General features: G+C 68.9%; 16 protein-coding genes and 1 pseudogene. 4 read left to right on the forward strand and 13 right to left on the reverse strand.

Features of this window, described 5'->3' with window-relative positions; genetic code table 11:
- Together BZL64_RS20075 and BZL64_RS20080 are read right to left on the reverse strand one after the other, a co-directional pair.
- A pseudogene (locus BZL64_RS20075) lies at positions 1-654 on the reverse strand (ATP-binding protein); the annotation flags it as partial.
- 260 nt (positions 655-914) lie between these two features.
- Positions 915-1,238, reverse strand: a complete 324-nt coding sequence (locus tag BZL64_RS20080) for an STAS domain-containing protein (RefSeq protein WP_086770578.1) — start codon at positions 1,236-1,238, stop codon at positions 915-917.
- A gap of 457 nt (positions 1,239-1,695) precedes the next feature.
- Here BZL64_RS20080 and BZL64_RS20085 point away from each other — a divergent pair, with 457 nt between their 5' ends.
- Positions 1,696-2,283 carry a cob(I)yrinic acid a,c-diamide adenosyltransferase gene (locus BZL64_RS20085; protein WP_086770579.1) on the forward strand — a complete coding sequence of 196 codons (588 nt, stop codon included), beginning with the start codon at positions 1,696-1,698 and terminating at the stop codon, positions 2,281-2,283.
- Between the two features lie 7 nt (positions 2,284-2,290).
- Here the strand turns inward: BZL64_RS20085 and BZL64_RS20090 are convergent, their stop codons facing one another.
- Positions 2,291-2,893, reverse strand: a complete 603-nt coding sequence (locus BZL64_RS20090; protein ID WP_086770580.1) for a hypothetical protein — start codon at positions 2,891-2,893, stop codon at positions 2,291-2,293.
- Between the two features lie 153 nt (positions 2,894-3,046).
- On the opposite strand from BZL64_RS20090, the gene BZL64_RS20095 reads away from it, so the two are divergent.
- The 3 genes from BZL64_RS20095 (at position 3,047) to BZL64_RS20105 (ending at position 6,920) form a co-directional block, all read left to right on the forward strand.
- Positions 3,047-4,240 carry a sensor histidine kinase gene (locus BZL64_RS20095; protein WP_086770581.1) on the forward strand — a complete coding sequence of 398 codons (1,194 nt, stop codon included), beginning with the start codon at positions 3,047-3,049 and terminating at the stop codon, positions 4,238-4,240.
- 81 nt (positions 4,241-4,321) lie between these two features.
- Positions 4,322-4,966, forward strand: coding sequence for a response regulator (locus tag BZL64_RS20100; protein WP_086770582.1), 645 nt, complete (start codon positions 4,322-4,324; stop codon positions 4,964-4,966).
- Between the two features lie 133 nt (positions 4,967-5,099).
- Positions 5,100-6,920: a glycoside hydrolase family 18 chitinase gene (locus tag BZL64_RS20105; RefSeq protein ID WP_086770583.1), complete on the forward strand. Its 1,821-nt coding sequence runs from the start codon at positions 5,100-5,102 to the stop codon at positions 6,918-6,920.
- A gap of 15 nt (positions 6,921-6,935) precedes the next feature.
- On the opposite strand, the gene BZL64_RS20110 is transcribed toward BZL64_RS20105, so the two are convergent.
- The 10 genes from BZL64_RS20110 to BZL64_RS20155 all read right to left on the reverse strand — a co-directional run bounded on the left by BZL64_RS20110 (position 6,936) and on the right by BZL64_RS20155 (position 15,339).
- Positions 6,936-7,382 carry a DUF2550 domain-containing protein gene (locus BZL64_RS20110; protein ID WP_086770584.1) on the reverse strand — a complete coding sequence of 149 codons (447 nt, stop codon included), beginning with the start codon at positions 7,380-7,382 and terminating at the stop codon, positions 6,936-6,938.
- 142 nt (positions 7,383-7,524) lie between these two features.
- Positions 7,525-7,899, reverse strand: a complete 375-nt coding sequence (locus tag BZL64_RS20115; RefSeq protein WP_086770585.1) for a F0F1 ATP synthase subunit epsilon — start codon at positions 7,897-7,899, stop codon at positions 7,525-7,527.
- Between the two features lie 145 nt (positions 7,900-8,044).
- Positions 8,045-9,481: a F0F1 ATP synthase subunit beta gene (gene atpD, locus BZL64_RS20120; protein ID WP_086770586.1), complete on the reverse strand. Its 1,437-nt coding sequence runs from the start codon at positions 9,479-9,481 to the stop codon at positions 8,045-8,047.
- Positions 9,481-10,398 (reverse strand): F0F1 ATP synthase subunit gamma, encoded by a 918-nt coding sequence (locus BZL64_RS20125; protein WP_086770587.1) that lies wholly within the window; start codon positions 10,396-10,398, stop codon positions 9,481-9,483. The genes atpD and BZL64_RS20125 overlap by 1 nt, the downstream gene beginning before the upstream one ends.
- Before the next feature lie 21 nt (positions 10,399-10,419).
- Positions 10,420-12,009 (reverse strand): F0F1 ATP synthase subunit alpha, encoded by a 1,590-nt coding sequence (gene atpA / locus BZL64_RS20130; RefSeq protein WP_086770588.1) that lies wholly within the window; start codon positions 12,007-12,009, stop codon positions 10,420-10,422.
- Positions 12,010-12,139: 130 nt separating this feature from the next.
- Positions 12,140-12,955: a F0F1 ATP synthase subunit delta gene (locus BZL64_RS20135; protein WP_086770589.1), complete on the reverse strand. Its 816-nt coding sequence runs from the start codon at positions 12,953-12,955 to the stop codon at positions 12,140-12,142.
- Positions 12,952-13,503 carry a F0F1 ATP synthase subunit B gene (locus tag BZL64_RS20140; protein WP_086770590.1) on the reverse strand — a complete coding sequence of 184 codons (552 nt, stop codon included), beginning with the start codon at positions 13,501-13,503 and terminating at the stop codon, positions 12,952-12,954. Before BZL64_RS20140 ends, BZL64_RS20135 begins: the two co-directional genes overlap by 4 nt.
- Positions 13,504-13,546: 43 nt before the next feature.
- Entirely contained in the window at positions 13,547-13,768 is a 222-nt protein-coding gene (gene atpE / locus BZL64_RS20145) for an ATP synthase F0 subunit C (RefSeq protein WP_004925497.1), read from the reverse strand.
- 74 nt (positions 13,769-13,842) lie between these two features.
- Positions 13,843-14,682 carry a F0F1 ATP synthase subunit A gene (atpB, locus tag BZL64_RS20150; RefSeq protein ID WP_167396169.1) on the reverse strand — a complete coding sequence of 280 codons (840 nt, stop codon included), beginning with the start codon at positions 14,680-14,682 and terminating at the stop codon, positions 13,843-13,845.
- A gap of 210 nt (positions 14,683-14,892) precedes the next feature.
- Positions 14,893-15,339: a Cg1360 family ATP-synthase-associated protein gene (locus tag BZL64_RS20155; RefSeq protein WP_086770591.1), complete on the reverse strand. Its 447-nt coding sequence runs from the start codon at positions 15,337-15,339 to the stop codon at positions 14,893-14,895.
- Between the last annotated feature and the right edge of the window lie 76 nt (positions 15,340-15,415).

Here is a 15,415-nt window from a genome sequence, read left to right on the forward strand (position 1 = left end):
GGTGGCGTCGAGCAGCCGGTCGAGGTCGGCGCCGCCGAACTCCAGGTCGTCGACCACGACGACCGCGCCGACCTCGCGGACGAGGGCGAGCAGTTCCTCGTCGTCGGGGCGGTGCAGCGGGGCGTCGTAGACGATGTGGAAGAGGTCCTGGAGGAGGTCGGCGGCGGTGCGGCGGTGGCCGGTGAGGCGCACCACGCCGTCGGGCGCGAGGTCCTCGCAGTCCTCGGCGACGAGGTCCAGCAGGCTCGTGCGGCCGGAACCGGCAGGGCCGGTGAGGCGGACGGAACGGCCGCGGGCGAGCAGCCGGACGAGTTGCTCGCGCTCCTCCTGGCGGCCCAGGAGCGGCTGTTCGGGCTGGGCGGGTCCGGCCGGGGCGGGCGGCTGGGCCGCGTGGTCGGCCTCGGCTCGGTCCTCGGCCGTGTGCTTGGCGGGGCGTCCGGGTCGCTCGGTGGGCGGGGAGAGTTCGATCTCGCTGCCGTCGACGGGGTTGACGGTGAGGACGTGCTCGCCGGCGACGACGCGCACGGTGCGGGCGAGAGCCGGCGTGTGCTGTCCGAAGTCGGGGGTGAGGGGGTCCCTGGAGGGACGCGGGCGCGGCGCGTGGCCGTCGGCCTCACGGCCGTACTCCTCGGGTGCCCGGTGCGTCGGGTCCATAGGTCAAGCCCCCCAAAAGCGTGGTGTGGAGACAGCCCCTCCCGGCCTCGCTGCACACTTTGCTGTCGCTTCTGGTCCGGTGCCCGCTCGAGGGCTGCGGGCGCGGGCAGACGAACCGTAAACCTTCGCACAGTATCTACGACAGCCCGGGGTGCCGCGCCGTCCGAGACGTCACGGTCCGGTGAGGATTGCGTGCGTCGCGGATGTGAGGTTTGCGCACCTCGTGTACGCACCTTCCACCGATCCCCGACCGACGTGCCTCACACGCGCGGGAGGGATTCCACTCCGATGCCGCCTTCGATCGCGAGGATCCGGTGCAGTCGGGTGGCCACCAGCAGGCGCTGCATCTGGGGTGGTACGTCGCGCAGGACCAGGCGGCGGCCGCAGCGGCCCGCCCGGCGGTGGGCGCCCATGATGACGCCGAGTCCGGTGGCGTCCCAGGAGTCGAGTTCGGACAGGTCGAGCACCAGGTCGCCGACGCCGTCGTCGACCGCCGTGTGCAGGACCGTACGGGCGTCCGCCGCGCTGCGGACGTCGAGGCGGCCCCCGACGGCCAGCTCGACGTGGTCGCCCCTGATGTGCATAGCGCTCCCCTAAGCGTGCGTCTCGTGCTCCGCGGTGGTGAATGTCCGGTGTTGCATCGTCTGACTGCGTGAAGCGGTCAGAGGTTGCCGTCTGTGAGCGAACCGATACCGAATTCACCCGCAGGGGTGAGGCCTGTGGGGCCTGTGCGGTTTCAGCGCTTGCAGAAGCCCTGCCCGCTCTGGCGTCCGATGTCACCGGCGTCAACCATCCGGCGCATTCCGAACCGGTGGAGCGAACTCCCCTCCATATGGCTCTCGGCGGGAGACTAGCGGGCGTGAGGCGCTGTGTGACCGGTTAGTAACGCGTTTCACGTCTCAGGGCGTGAGACGCCGATCACGTCGTCAATTCCTGCCGGATTCGCGCCGATTGACCCCTCCTTCGCGGGCCACGGACCGTGCCCGGCACCGGTGACGGACGGCACGGTGCGCGGCGCCGGGGACGGTCTAGATTGGCGGCATGGTCAATCTGACGCGCATCTACACCAGGACCGGCGACCAGGGCACCACGGCCCTCGGCGACATGAGCCGGGTCCGCAAGACCGATCTGCGCATCGCGGCGTACGCGGACGCGAACGAAGCGAACGCGGTCATCGGTACGGCGATCGCCCTGGGCGGGCTCGACGAGAGCGTCGTCAAGGTCCTCGTCCGCGTCCAGAACGACCTGTTCGACGTGGGCGCGGACCTGTCGACGCCGGTGGTGGAGAAGCCGGACTTCCCGCCGCTGCGGGTCGAGCAGTTCTACATTGACAAGCTGGAGGCCGACTGCGACCGCTTCAACGCGGAGTTGGAGAAGCTGCGGTCCTTCATCCTGCCCGGCGGCACGCCCGGCGCCGCCCTGCTGCACCAGGCGTGCACGGTGGTCCGCCGCGCCGAACGCTCGACCTGGGCGGCGCTGGAGGCGCACGGCGCCGAAGGAGGGAACGGCAGCATGAACCCCCTCACCGCGACCTACCTCAACCGCCTGTCGGACCTGCTCTTCATCCTGGCCCGCACCGCCAACAAGGAAGTGGGCGACGTCCTCTGGGTCCCCGGCGGGGAACGCTGAGCGCCCGCTAGCGGCTTCCCGTGGAGGTGCTCGGCGTCCGGTCCTCGCCGGGCGCGTCCTCCTGCGTCCCGGCGCCTGCCGGGGCCTTGCGGGGCCAGACCGTGTACGACAGGGCGATGAGGCCGTAGATGCCGACCACGCGCAGCGCCGTCCCCTGGAACGAGCGCAGGGAGCTGACGTCGCCGGAGTCGCCGACGTACCAGACGGCGCACTGCAGCAGGGCCAGGGCGACCGCCGCGCCGAACAGGGCGCGCAGCCACAGCTTCGCCTCGTGCAGGGCGCGGGCGCGGCCGTAGCGGGGCGGCCTGGGCGGGGGCGGGGCGCCGCCGAGGCGGTGGGCGGCATGGCCGTCGAGCCAGCGGATCGTGTAGTGGCCGAAGGCGACGGTGTAGCCGATGTACAGCGCCGCCAGGCCGTGTTCCCAGCCGGGTTCCGCGCCGTTGCGCAGGTCGACCGCCGTCACGGCGAACAGGACGAGTTCCAGCACCGGCTCGCACAGCAGCAGCACCACACTGGTCCGCCGCCACCTGAGCAGGTAGCGGACGGCCAGTCCCAGGGCCAGCAGCACCCAGAAGCCGATCTCACAGGCGGCGATCAACCAGACGATCACGGTTCGCTCCTCTCGGTCACCCTTTCAGGCTCCCGTGCGGGGCGGCCCGCTTCGTCGTCGCCGGTGACGAACCTCCGGTACATCGAAAGATGCAGTGCGAAAACCGTTCCCGGGCACAAGGCGGCGGGCGCGCGGGCCGTGTTGGATGGATTCATGGCCGTCCCGCTCCCCCGCCCGCACCGGTTCGACGTGGCCGTCGCCACCGGCGGGCTGCTCGGCGGGCTGCTGCTGTGGGGCATCGGTCTGGGCGTCCGCCCGGCCGACGAACCGATCGTGCTGTTCGACGGCCGCTGGCCGATCCTGCTGCCGCTGCTGCTGATGGCCGGCTGCGAGCTGCTGCGCCGGTCCGCCCCGCGCACCGCGCTGCTGGCCGGCACGGCCGCCCTGACCCTGGACACGGTCACCCAGGGCAGCGTCGTCACGCTGATCATGTTCACCGACCTCGTGTACGCGGCCGTGCTGTACGGCACGCCCGCCTCGGCCCGGCGGATCCCGTGGATCACCGGGCTGCTGACGGTGGCGGCGACGGTCGTACCGTTCGCGGCCTGGCGGGTGCCCGAGGCGTTGCTGATCGGGGTGGCCGTCGGAGTCGTCTCGTTCGCGCCGGCGTCCACCGGTCTGATCGTCCGCAATCATCGCGACGCCGCCGTGGCCGCCCGGCTGCGCGCCGAACAGACCGCGCTGCTCGCCGAGATGGACCGCACCCAGGCGGTCACCGCCGAACGCGCCCGGATGGCCCGCGAACTGCACGACATGGTCGCCAACCATCTGTCGGCGATCGCCATCCACTCCACGGCCGCGCTCTCCCTGGACGACCCGGACACCTCGAAGGAGGCGCTCGCGGTGATCCGGGAGAACAGTGTGGACGGGCTGGCGGAGATGCGGCGGCTGATCGGCATCCTGAGGGACGGCAGCGGGGACCGGGAGCCGGCCGCCGCCCCCACTCTCGACGGGCTCGGCGACCTGGTCGAGGGGGCTCGCGCCAACGGCCTCGACGTCACCCTGCGCGCCGGTCACGGCAAGGTGCCCACCCCGGTCGAGCTGGCCGCCTACCGCATCGTCCAGGAGTCCCTGACCAACGCCCTCAAGCATGCCTCGCCGGGTCCGGTCACCGTCACCCTCGCCCGCCGGGACGGGCTGCTCGACATCGGGGTCACCAGCCCGTACGGCCACCGGGACGGGCCCCGCGCGCCCGGTTCCGGGGCGGGGCTGGTCGGGATGCGGGAGCGGGCCGCACTGCTGGGCGGCACCTTCGCGGCCGGTCCCGAGGGCGAGGCCGGTCCCGAGGGCCCGCTGTGGACCGTCCGTGCCTCGCTGCCCGTCACCGAGGAGGACCGTGCGCACTGACGCCCGTCCGCACATGCCCCACGTCCGCAATGGCACCCGTCCGCGCATGACCGCCCTCCCCGCCGCCGAAGGAGACCCCGCATGATCCGCGTCCTCGTCGCCGAGGACCAGTCCGCCGTCCGCGCCGGTCTGGTCCTCATCCTGCGCAGCGCGCCCGACGTGGAGGTGGTCGGCGAGGCGGCCGACGGGGAGCGGGCGGTGGCGCTGGCCCGCGAGCTGCGGCCGGACGTGGTGCTGATGGACGTACAGATGCCACGGCTCGACGGGGTGTCGGCGACCCGGAAGGTGGTCGAGGAGGGGCTGGCGGACGTGCTGGTGCTGACCACCTTCGACCTCGACGAGTACGTCTTCGGGGCACTGCGGGCGGGCGCGGCCGGGTTCCTGCTGAAGAACACCGAGGCGAAGGACCTGATCGAGGCGGTCCGTACGGTCGCGCGCGGCGAGGGCGTGGTGGCGCCGGCCGTCACGCGCCGGCTCATCGCGGAGTTCGCCGCGAGCCCGGCGCCGGGACCGAGGGCCGATCCCGCGGTGCTGGAGTCGCTGACCCGGCGTGAACGCGAGGTGCTGGTCTGCCTCGGCGAGGGGCTGTCCAACGCGGGGATCGCGGAGCGGCTGGACATGGCGGAGGCGACGGTGAAGACGCACGTCAGCCGTCTGCTGGCCAAGCTGGAACTGCGCAGCCGGGTCCAAGCAGCGGTGCTGGCACAGGAGTTGGGGATCCAGTAAGGCCCGGAAACCGCGTACCGCGAAGTGGTCCAGACCTATTGACCTGTGGTCCAGACCTTTCTATTCTCGCGGCACCGTGGGTGTGAAGGCTCAGTCACACCCCACCCCCGCTCCTTCACAGAGGAGGCGCTGCATGCGCTTCAGACACAAGGCCGTGGCAGGTCTCGCGACCCTGCTGCTCCCGCTGGCCGGTCTGGTCGGCCTGGCGAGCCCCGCCCAGGCGGCGACATCCGCCACCGCCACCTACGCCAAGCCCTCCGACTGGGGCACCGGCTTCGAGGGCAAGTGGACGGTGAAGAACACCGGCACCACGACCATCAGCTCCTGGACCGTCGAGTGGGACTTCCCCTCCGGCACGTCCGTCACCTCCGCCTGGGACGCCGACGTCACCTCCGCCGGCACCCACTGGACCGCCAAGAACAAGTCCTGGAACGGCTCGCTGGCCCCAGGCGCCTCCGTCTCCTTCGGCTTCAACGGCGCCGGCACCGGCTCCCCGTCCAACTGCAAGCTCAACGGCGGCAGCTGCGACGGCACCTCGGTCCCCGGCGACGCGGCCCCCACCGCACCGGGCACCCCCACCGCCTCCGAGATCACCAACACCTCGGTGAAACTGGCCTGGAGCGCCGCCACCGACGACAAGGGCGTCAAGAACTACGACGTCCTGCGGGGCGGCACCAAGGTCGCCACGGTGACGACCACCTCGTACACCGACACGGGCCTCACCGCCGGCACCGACTACTCCTACACTGTGCAGGCCCGCGACACAGCGGACCAGACCGGCCCGGTCAGCGGCGCCCGCGCCGTACGCACCACCGGCGGCACCACCGACCCCCCGCCCACCGGCGACAAGGTCAAGCTCGGCTACTTCACCGAGTGGGGCGTCTACGGCCGCAACTACCACGTCAAGAACCTGGTGACCTCCGGCTCCGCCGCGAAGATCACCCACATCAACTACGCGTTCGGCAACGTCAAGAACGGTCAGTGCACCGTCGACGACACCTACGCCGCCTATGACAAGGCGTACACCGCCGACCAGTCCGTCAGCGGCACCGCCGACACCTGGGACCAGCCGCTGCGCGGCAACTTCAACCAGCTCCGCCAGCTCAAGGCGAAGTACCCGCACATCAAGGTGCTGTACTCCTTCGGCGGCTGGACCTACTCCGGCGGCTTCGGCCAGGCCGCGGCCAACGCCACCGCGTTCGCCAAGTCCTGCAAGGCCGTCGTGGAGGACCCCCGCTGGGCCGACGTCTTCGACGGCATCGACATCGACTGGGAGTACCCGAACGCCTGCGGCCTGACCTGTGACACCTCCGGCCCGGCCGCGTTCCGCACCCTGTCCCAGGCCCTGCGCACCGAGTTCGGCGCGAACTACCTGGTCACTGCGGCCATCACCGCCGACGGCTCCTCCGGCGGCAAGCTCGACGCGGCCGACTACGGCGGCGCCGCCCAGTACCTCGACTGGTACAACGTGATGACGTACGACTACTTCGGCGCCTTCGACAAGGACGGCCCGACCGCCCCGCACTCCCCGCTCACCTCGTACGCCGGCATCCCGGCCGCGGGCTTCAACTCCGCCGACGCGATCGCCAAGCTCAAGGCGAAGGGCGTCCCCTCCGCCAAGCTGCTCCTCGGCATCGGCTTCTACGGCCGCGGCTGGACCGGCGTCACCCAGTCCGCCCCCGGCGGCACGGCGACCGGCGCGGCCCCCGGCACCTACGAGGCCGGCATCGAGGACTACAAGATCCTCAAGAACTCCTGCCCCGCCACCGGCACCATCGCCGGCACGGCCTACGCGCACTGCGGCACCAACTGGTGGTCCTACGACACCCCGTCGACGATCGCCGGAAAGATGACCTGGGCCAAGAACCAGGGCCTCGGCGGTGCCTTCTTCTGGGAGTTCAGCGGCGACACCAGCAACGGTGAACTGGTGAGCGCCATCAACAGCGGCCTGTAAGGAAAGTTCGTAGAGTTACGCCACATTGACGCGCTGACCGGGCGGGGCTGCCTCAAGCCACGCGAGAAAACCGGTCAGCGCGTCTTCGCTCATCGCCAGCTCAAGACGCGTGCCCCGGTGCACACAGGTGAGGATGATCGCGTCGGACAGCAGCGCCAGCTCCTCCTCGCCCTCGGGCAGCCGGCGGCCGGCCACCTCGATGGAGGCACGCTCCAGCACCCGGCGCGGGCGGTAGGCGTAGGAGAAGACGCGATACCACTCGATGCGGTCGCCGTTGTAGCGGGCTACCCCGTAGCTCCAGCCTTTTCCGCTCGTATCCGTTTTCTCGGGGACGTCCCAGCGCAGGGAACAGTCGAAGGTCCCGCCGGAACGCTGGATGAGTCTGCGGCGCAGGCCGAAGACGAACAACCCCAGCGCCACCAGGGCCACGACGATTCCGCACACAGTCAGAGCGAGGACCATCGACACCGACCTCCTCGTCTCCTAGGTACCGAAAATAGGTAACGGAACGGAAAAAACATCCAGATCTGCCTCAGCCGCGGTCGGCTCCGGATCGCTCCGGTGCCAACCGCGGCTGAGTGACGTCATCACACGGCAAGCTGTCTCAGCTCGCCGCCGCCGCACGCAGTCGTACGTCCGCGCGGCGCTCGGCGAAGGCATCGCCCTCCGCCTTCGCACGCTCGAGCTCTCGCTCGGCGCGCTGGACGTCGATCTCGTCCGACAGCTCGGCGATCTCGGCCAGCAGCGACAGCTTGTTGTCGGCGAACGAGATGAAACCGCCGTGCACCGCGGCGACGACCGTTCCACCGTCACTCGTACGGATGGTCACCGGGCCCGACTCCAGCACACCGAGCAGCGGCTGGTGACCGGGCATGACGCCGATGTCGCCGGACGTGGTGCGCGCGACGACCAGGGTGGCCTCGCCGGACCAGACCTCTCGGTCGGCCGCGACCAGCGCGACGTGCAGCTCAGCAGCCAAGGTGGCTCCTCGGGTCACCACCCGGCGGGTCTGCCGGGTGTTGGTTACAAGTCTAGTAGGCGTGGAAGAGGGGGCGGGACGACCCCGCCCCCTCTCACGAACTCAGATCTCGGATCTCAGATCTCAGGACCGACCGGTCCTCAGGTCAGGAGACGCCCAGCTCCTTCGCGTTCTTCTTCAGGTCCTCGATACCACCGCACAGGAAGAATGCCTGCTCCGGGAAGTGGTCGTAGTCACCGTCGATGATCGCGTTGAACGCGGTGATCGACTCGTCCAGCGGGACGTCCGACCCGTCGACGCCGGTGAACTGCTTGGCGACGTGGGTGTTCTGGGACAGGAAGCGCTCCACGCGACGGGCGCGGTGGACGGTGAGCTTGTCCTCCTCGCCCAGCTCGTCGATACCGAGGATCGCGATGATGTCCTGAAGGTCCTTGTACTTCTGCAGGACCGTCTTGACGCGCATCGCGGTGTTGTAGTGGTCCGCCGCGATGTAGCGGGGGTCCAGGATGCGGGACGTGGAGTCCAGCGGGTCCACGGCCGGGTAGATGCCCTTTTCGGAGATCGGACGGGAGAGAACCGTCGTCGCGTCGAGGTGGGCGAACGTGGTGGCCGGGGCCGGGTCGGTCAGGTCGTCCGCGGGGACGTAGATCGCCTGCATCGAGGTGATCGAGTGACCACGGGTCGAGGTGATGCGCTCCTGGAGGAGACCCATCTCGTCGGCCAGGTTCGGCTGGTAACCCACCGCGGAGGGCATCCGGCCGAGCAGGGTCGAGACCTCGGAACCGGCCTGGGTGAAGCGGAAGATGTTGTCGATGAAGAACAGCACGTCCTGCTTCTGCACATCGCGGAAGTACTCCGCCATGGTCAGACCGGCAAGGGCCACGCGCAGACGGGTGCCCGGGGGCTCGTCCATCTGACCGAAGACCAGGGCGGTCTTGTCGATGACGCCCGACTCGGCCATCTCCTCGATGAGGTCGTTGCCCTCACGCGTGCGCTCACCGACACCGGCGAACACGGAGACACCGTCGTGGTTGTTGGCGACGCGGTAGATCATCTCCTGGATGAGCACCGTCTTGCCGACACCGGCACCACCGAACAGACCGATCTTGCCGCCCTTGACGTACGGGGTCAGCAGGTCGATGACCTTGACGCCGGTCTCGAACATCTCGGTCTTCGACTCGAGCTCGTCGAAGTTCGGGGCCTTGCGGTGGATGGTCCAGCGCTCGCCCTCGTACTGCTCGTCGACGTTCAGCACCTCACCGAGGGTGTTGAACACCTTGCCCTTGGTGAAGTCGCCGACCGGGACACTGATGCCCGTACCGGTGTCGGTGACCGCGGCCTGGCGGACCAGGCCGTCGGTGGGCTGCATGGAGATGGTGCGGACCAGGCCGTCACCCAGGTGCTGGGCGACCTCCAGGGTCAGCGTCTTCTTCTCGCCGGCGAGGGCCGGGTCGGCCACCTCGACGTGAAGGGCGTTGTAGATCTCCGGCATGGCGTCGACGGGGAATTCCACGTCGACGACCGGGCCGATGACCCGGGCGACGCGGCCCGTGGCAACGGCCGTCTCAACTGTCGTCGTCATTACTTGTCACTCCCCGCGGTCGCGTCGGCCAGGGCTGCGGTGCCACCGACGATCTCGCTGATTTCCTGGGTGATTTCGGCCTGGCGGGCCGCGTTGGCAAGGCGGGAGAGCGTCTCGATCAGCTCTCCGGCGTTGTCGGTGGCCGACTTCATCGCGCGCCGCGTGGCGGCGTGCTTCGAGGCGGCCGACTGGAGCAGCGCGTTGTACACGCGGCTCTCGACATACCGGGGCAGCAGGGCGTCGAGGACGTCCTCCGCCGACGGCTCGAAGTCGTACAGCGGAAGGATCTCGTCCTTCGCCGCGGACTCCTGGGCCACCTCTTCGAGGCTGAGCGGCAGCAGACGGTCGCCGAGCGCCGTCTGCGTCATCATCGACACGAATTCGGTGAACACGATGTGGATCTCGTCCACACCGCCGTCCGCCGTCTCCGTCTCGATGGCCTCGATGAGGGGGGCCGCGACCTTCTTGGCGTCCGCGTACGTCGGCTCGTCCGTGAAGCCCGACCACGAGTCCGCGACCTTGCGCTCACGGAAGTTGTAGTGGGCGAGACCACGCCGGCCGACGATGTACGTGTCGACCTGCTTGCCCTCCGCCTCGAGGCGCGCCGTCAGCTGCTCCGCGGCCTTGATCGCGTTGGAGTTGAAGGCACCCGCGAGACCACGGTCGCTCGTCAGGAGCAGCACCGCGGACCGCACGACCGTCTCGGCCTGCGTGGTCAGCGCGTGCTTCGTGTTCGAACCGGTACCCACCGCCGTGACCGCACGGGTGAGCTCGGTCGCGTACGGCATCGACGCCGCCACCTTGCGCTGCGCCTTGACGACACGCGAGGCGGCGATCATCTCCATCGCCTTGGTGATCTTCTTGGTCGCGGTGACGGAACGGATGCGACGCTTGTAGACCCGGAGCTGGGCTCCCATGAGTCAGGTCCCTTCCTTACGTCACTTGGCCGCGGCCGGGGCGTCCTCGCCGAGAAGCTTGCCGTCCGAGGTCTCGAACTGCTTCTTGAACTCGGCGATCGCGTCGGCAATGGCGATGAGGGTGTCCTCGGACATCTTGGCACCCTCCTTGATGGAGGTCATGAGGCCCTGCTCCTTGCGGTGCAGGTACTCCAGCAGCTCCTTCTCGAAGCGGCGCACGTCGTTGACCGGCACCTCGTCCATCTTGCCGGTGGTACCGGCCCAGATGGAGACGACCTGGTCCTCGGTGGCCATCGGCTGGTACTGAGCCTGCTTGAGCAGCTCGACCAGGCGCTGACCGCGCTCCAGCTGGGACTTCGACGCGGCGTCCAGGTCGGAACCGAAGGCGGCGAAGGCCTCCAGCTCACGGTACTGGGCGAGGTCGAGGCGCAGACGGCCGGAAACCTGTCGCATCGCCTTGTGCTGCGCGGAACCACCGACTCGGGAGACGGAGATACCGACGTTCAGCGCGGGGCGCTGACCGGCGTTGAACAGGTCCGACTCCAGGAAGCACTGGCCGTCGGTGATGGAGATGACGTTGGTCGGGATGAACGCCGAGACGTCGTTGGCCTTCGTCTCGACGATCGGCAGACCGGTCATCGAGCCGGCGCCCAGCTCGTCGGAGAGCTTCGCGCAGCGCTCCAGCAGACGGGAGTGCAGGTAGAAGACGTCGCCCGGGTAGGCCTCGCGGCCCGGCGGACGGCGCAGCAGCAGCGACACGGCGCGGTAGGCGTCGGCCTGCTTCGAAAGGTCGTCGAAGATGATGAGGACGTGCTTGCCCTCGTACATCCACTGCTGACCGATGGCCGAACCGGTGTACGGCGCCAGGTACTTGAAGCCGGCCGGGTCGGACGCCGGGGCGGCGACGATGGTCGTGTACTCCAGCGCGCCGGCCTCTTCGAGGGCGCCACGCACGGAGGCGATGGTCGAGCCCTTCTGGCCGATGGCGACGTAGACGCAGCGGACCTGCTTCTTCACGTCGCCGGAGCGCCAGTTGTCACGCTGGTTGATGATCGTGTCGACGGCCAGCGCGGTCTTGCCGGTCTGACGGTCACCGATGATCAGCTGACGCTGACCACGGCCGATCGGGGTCATCGCGTCGACGGCCTTGTAGCCGGTCTCCATCGGCTCGTGCACCGACTTACGGGCCATGACGCCCGGAGCCTGAAGCTCCAGCGCACGGCGGCCGGACGTCTCGATCTCGCCGAGGCCGTCGATCGGGTTGCCGAGCGGGTCGACGACGCGGCCGAGGTAACCCTCGCCCACCGCGACCGAGAGGACCTCACCGGTACGCGTGACCGGCTGACCCTCCTCGATGCCGCTGAACTCGCCGAGGACGACGCAGCCGATCTCGCGCTCCTCGAGGTTGAGGGCGAGACCGAGGGTGCCGTCCTCGAACTTCAGCAGTTCGTTGGCCATGGCCGAGGGAAGGCCCTCGACCTTCGCGATGCCGTCGCCGGCAAGGCTGACCGTACCGACCTCCTCGCGCGAGGCCGCGTCCGGCTTGTACGACTGGACGAAGTTCTCCAGTGCGTCCCGGATCTCCTCCGGCCGGATCGTGAGCTCCGCCATCTGGGTTCCCTGCTCTCCTTGTTGGGCCCGAAGTTTCTTTGGGGGTCTGGGGGCGACCCCCAGGAATCCTCTGCACGGCCCAACCAGGGCCGTCATAAGCACTACTGCGTATTGAGTTACTGCGTTGCTGCTAGCCCGCCATGCGGCGGGTGGCGTCCTCGATACGGTCCGCGAGCGAGCCGTTGATCACCTCGTCACCGACCTGCACCCGGATCCCGCCGAGGACCTCGGGGTCCACGTCGAGGTTGAGGTGCATCGTGCGGCCGTAGAGCTTCGCGAGGGCGGCGCCCAGGCGCTGCTTCTGCGGGTCGCTCAGCGGTACCGCCGAGGTGACGACGGCCACCATGCGGTCCCGGCGCGCGGCGGCGAGCTTGGACAGGGACTCGAGTCCCGCTTCCAGGCTACGACCTCGCGGCGCGGTCACAAGGCGCGTCACCAGACGCTCGGTGGCCGCGTCCGCACGACCGCCGAGCAGGCTGCGCAGCAGCTCGCCCTTGGCCGGCACGGTGGCCTTCCGGCTGGTCAGTGCGGCGCGCAGCTCGGTGTTCGAGGTGACGATCCGCCCGAAGCGGAACAGCTCGTCCTCGACGTTGTCGAGCGTGCCGGCCTGCTGCGCGGCGGTCAGGTCCGCGGCGTCAGCCAGCTGCTCCAGCGCGTCCACCAGGTCGCGCGACTGCGACCAGCGGGAACGCACCAGACCGGCGACCAGATCGACGGCCGGGCCGCTGACCTGGCTGCCGAGCAGGCGCTGGGCCAGCTCGGCCTTGGCCTCACCGGCCTGCGCCGGGTCGGTGAGGACCCGACGCAGCGACACCTCGCGGTGGAGCAGCGCGGTGACGGCCGCCAGCTCGGCGGCGAGCTGCGCCGCGTCCACGGACGTGTTGTCCGTCAGCGCGTCGAGACGCTCGCGTGCGGCTGCCAGGGCCTCGCGGCTCGCTCCGTTCATCGCGACGCCTCGGCCTTCTCCTCGAGCTCGTCGAGGAAGCGGTCGATGACGCGGCTCTGACGGGCGTGGTCCTCGAGGGACTCGCCGACGAGCTTGCCGGCCAGAACGGTGGCGAGCTTGCCGACATCCTGGCGCAGCGCGGACGAGGCGGCCTTGCGGTCGGCCTCGATCTGGGTGTGACCGGCGGCGACGATCTCCTCGCGCTGCCGCTGGCCCTCGGCGCGCATCTCCGCGATGAGCGTCGCACCCTGCTCCTGCGCCTCCTGGCGCAGACGCGCGGCCTCGTGCCGGGCCTCGGCGAGCTGAGCCTTGTACTGCTCAAGCACGCTCTGGGCCTCGGTCTGCGCGGCCTCGGCCTTCTCGATACCGCCCTCGATGGCCTCGCGGCGCTCTTCCAGAACCTTGTTGATGGTCGGGAGGAGCTTCTTGGCGAGGAAGCCGAAGACGATGACGAAAGCGATGAGGCCGATGACAACTTCCGGCCACGGCGGGATGAGGGGGTTTTCCTTCTCGCCCTCAGCCGCCAGGAAAACCAGGGCGGATGTCACATCAGTGCCTTTCGTCGAAAGGGTCAGTCGTCAGGGGCTCGTCTTAGTAGACGAACGGCATGACGAGACCGATGAGGGCCAGCGCCTCACAGAACGCGAAGCCGAGGATCTGGTTGGCGCGGATGAGACCGGCCGCCTCGGGCTGGCGGGCGAGGGCCTGGGTGCCGTTACCGAAGATGATGCCAACGCCGACGCCGGGGCCGATGGCCGCAAGACCGTAACCGACGGAACCGAGGTCACCGGTGACAGCAGCAAGGTTGGACATGCCAGTTCTTCCTTCTCTTTACGGACCGGTGGGGGTTGGCCACCGGACGACTCTGGGGTTCGAAAGCGGCGTGCTCAGTGGTGCTCTGCGAGCGCGCCCTGGATGAAGGTGCAGGTCAGGAGGACGAAGACGTACGCCTGAACCGCCTGGATGAAGAGTTCGAAGGCCGTCATCACGATGACCATCACGAACGAGACCGCCGAGTAGGCGATGCCGATGCCGTTCAGCATGTACCAGCTGGCAATGGTGAACAGGAGCAGCAGCGTGTGACCGGCGAACATGTTCGCGAAGAGTCGGACGGCGTGCGTGAACGGGCGGACCACCAGGTTCGAGAAGAACTCGATGGTCATGGCCAGCGGCAGCACCGGGCCGAGCGACTTGTCGTAGCCGGTGAAGTTCTTGAAGGCACCGACGAAACCGTGACGCTTGAACGTCAGCGAGACCCAGGTGATGTACACCAGCAGGGCCAGGATCGCCGGGTAGGCGATGATCGACGTCACCGGGAAGGCGGCGACCGGAATGATCGACCAGAGGTTCATCATCCAGATGAAGAAGAACAGCGAGACCGCGAAGGGGACATACTTCTCGCCCTCCTTCTTGCCGATCGTCTCGTAGACGATGCCTCGGCGTACGAAGTCGTAGCCGGCCTCGGCGACCATCTGGAGTTTGCCGGGAATGAGCTTCGGCCTGGCGAAAGCCGCCCAGAAGAAGCCCACGACGATGATCGAGCCCAGCAGGGCCAGCAGCATCGGCTTGTTGAAGTAGAGGCCGTTGCCGTCGGCGTCGCCCAAGAGCGGCTCGAACAGGAACGAGTGCAGGCCCGGAGCCGGGAAGCCACAACCGTCGAAGAGGTGGCAGTCGGTCTCGAAGGCGAGCACCTGCGTCGGGTCAGCACTCACCGCGGGCTCCTTCATCGTGGCGCATTGGTACGGCAACCTCGTTGTGTCGGCGCGGCGCAGGGCCGCGGTTCGGCACGGGACTGGTGATACGGATGTGGTGGCGGCGTAGGGGCATCTCGCCTCGCGATTGAGCAGGCGTCAGCTCGGATGCCCGCGCCCGCGATGCCGCAGTTGGCACCGGACGATAGCAGGATCTCCCAGGCGCCTTTATCCCGGCCCTACCCCTCACGACGAGTGCCCCGATTTGTGGGACTGCTCGCCCTTCGCGGGATTGCTCGGCTCGGGCTCGACGTACAGAATCTTGGACTTCATATGAGCCCACGTCTGAGCACCGATCCAGGCCAGCGTGCCGACGACCAGTGAGATCGCGAACGCCCTGGGGTTGAACAACGTCGTGTTCTTGAACGCGGCCATGAAGATGAACAGCAGCAGGATCTGCGTCGCGTAGAGCATCAGGCCCATGGCCTGAAACAAGTGCGGAAGCGATTTGGCGGTGCGCTGGAGAACGTAGAGACCGAGCCCCATGAAGAGGATGACCAGCACCGTCGCGACGCCGGCCCCGATCGCCCCTTTGCCGCCCGCGACCACACCGCTGACGACGGCGGCGATCGCGCCGACGGCAACCGTGGGCACGGCGGCCTGAGCCAGGATCCGGACGTCGTTGGACGGCATGGCGGCAACTCCGCTTTCAAAGGCAAGGGGGGCAGGGGTGTCGTCATGGACGAGCGTAGTCCCCGTCCGAGGGGCG

Source organism: Streptomyces bobili, assembly GCF_002154575.1.
Lineage (GTDB): Bacteria > Actinomycetota > Actinomycetes > Streptomycetales > Streptomycetaceae > Streptomyces > Streptomyces bobili.

Excerpts from the sequence above, each read along its gene's own strand:
- atpE (WP_004925497.1), bottom strand. The coding sequence starts at position 13,768 with ATGTCCAACCTTGCTGCTGTCACCGGTGACCTCGGTTCCGTCGGTTAC.
- atpB (WP_167396169.1), bottom strand. The coding sequence starts at position 14,682 with ATGAAGGAGCCCGCGGTGAGTGCTGACCCGACGCAGGTGCTCGCCTTC.
- BZL64_RS20085 (WP_086770579.1), top strand. The coding sequence starts at position 1,696 with ATGGTCAATCTGACGCGCATCTACACCAGGACCGGCGACCAGGGCACC.
- BZL64_RS20080 (WP_086770578.1), bottom strand. The coding sequence starts at position 1,238 with ATGCACATCAGGGGCGACCACGTCGAGCTGGCCGTCGGGGGCCGCCTC.
- BZL64_RS20105 (WP_086770583.1), top strand. The coding sequence starts at position 5,100 with ATGCGCTTCAGACACAAGGCCGTGGCAGGTCTCGCGACCCTGCTGCTC.
- atpD (WP_086770586.1), bottom strand. The coding sequence starts at position 9,481 with ATGACGACGACAGTTGAGACGGCCGTTGCCACGGGCCGCGTCGCCCGG.
- BZL64_RS20110 (WP_086770584.1), bottom strand. The coding sequence starts at position 7,382 with ATGGTCCTCGCTCTGACTGTGTGCGGAATCGTCGTGGCCCTGGTGGCG.
- BZL64_RS20095 (WP_086770581.1), top strand. The coding sequence starts at position 3,047 with ATGGCCGTCCCGCTCCCCCGCCCGCACCGGTTCGACGTGGCCGTCGCC.
- BZL64_RS20125 (WP_086770587.1), bottom strand. The coding sequence starts at position 10,398 with ATGGGAGCCCAGCTCCGGGTCTACAAGCGTCGCATCCGTTCCGTCACC.
- BZL64_RS20100 (WP_086770582.1), top strand. The coding sequence starts at position 4,322 with ATGATCCGCGTCCTCGTCGCCGAGGACCAGTCCGCCGTCCGCGCCGGT.
- BZL64_RS20155 (WP_086770591.1), bottom strand. The coding sequence starts at position 15,339 with ATGCCGTCCAACGACGTCCGGATCCTGGCTCAGGCCGCCGTGCCCACG.
- atpA (WP_086770588.1), bottom strand. The coding sequence starts at position 12,009 with ATGGCGGAGCTCACGATCCGGCCGGAGGAGATCCGGGACGCACTGGAG.
- BZL64_RS20135 (WP_086770589.1), bottom strand. The coding sequence starts at position 12,955 with ATGAACGGAGCGAGCCGCGAGGCCCTGGCAGCCGCACGCGAGCGTCTC.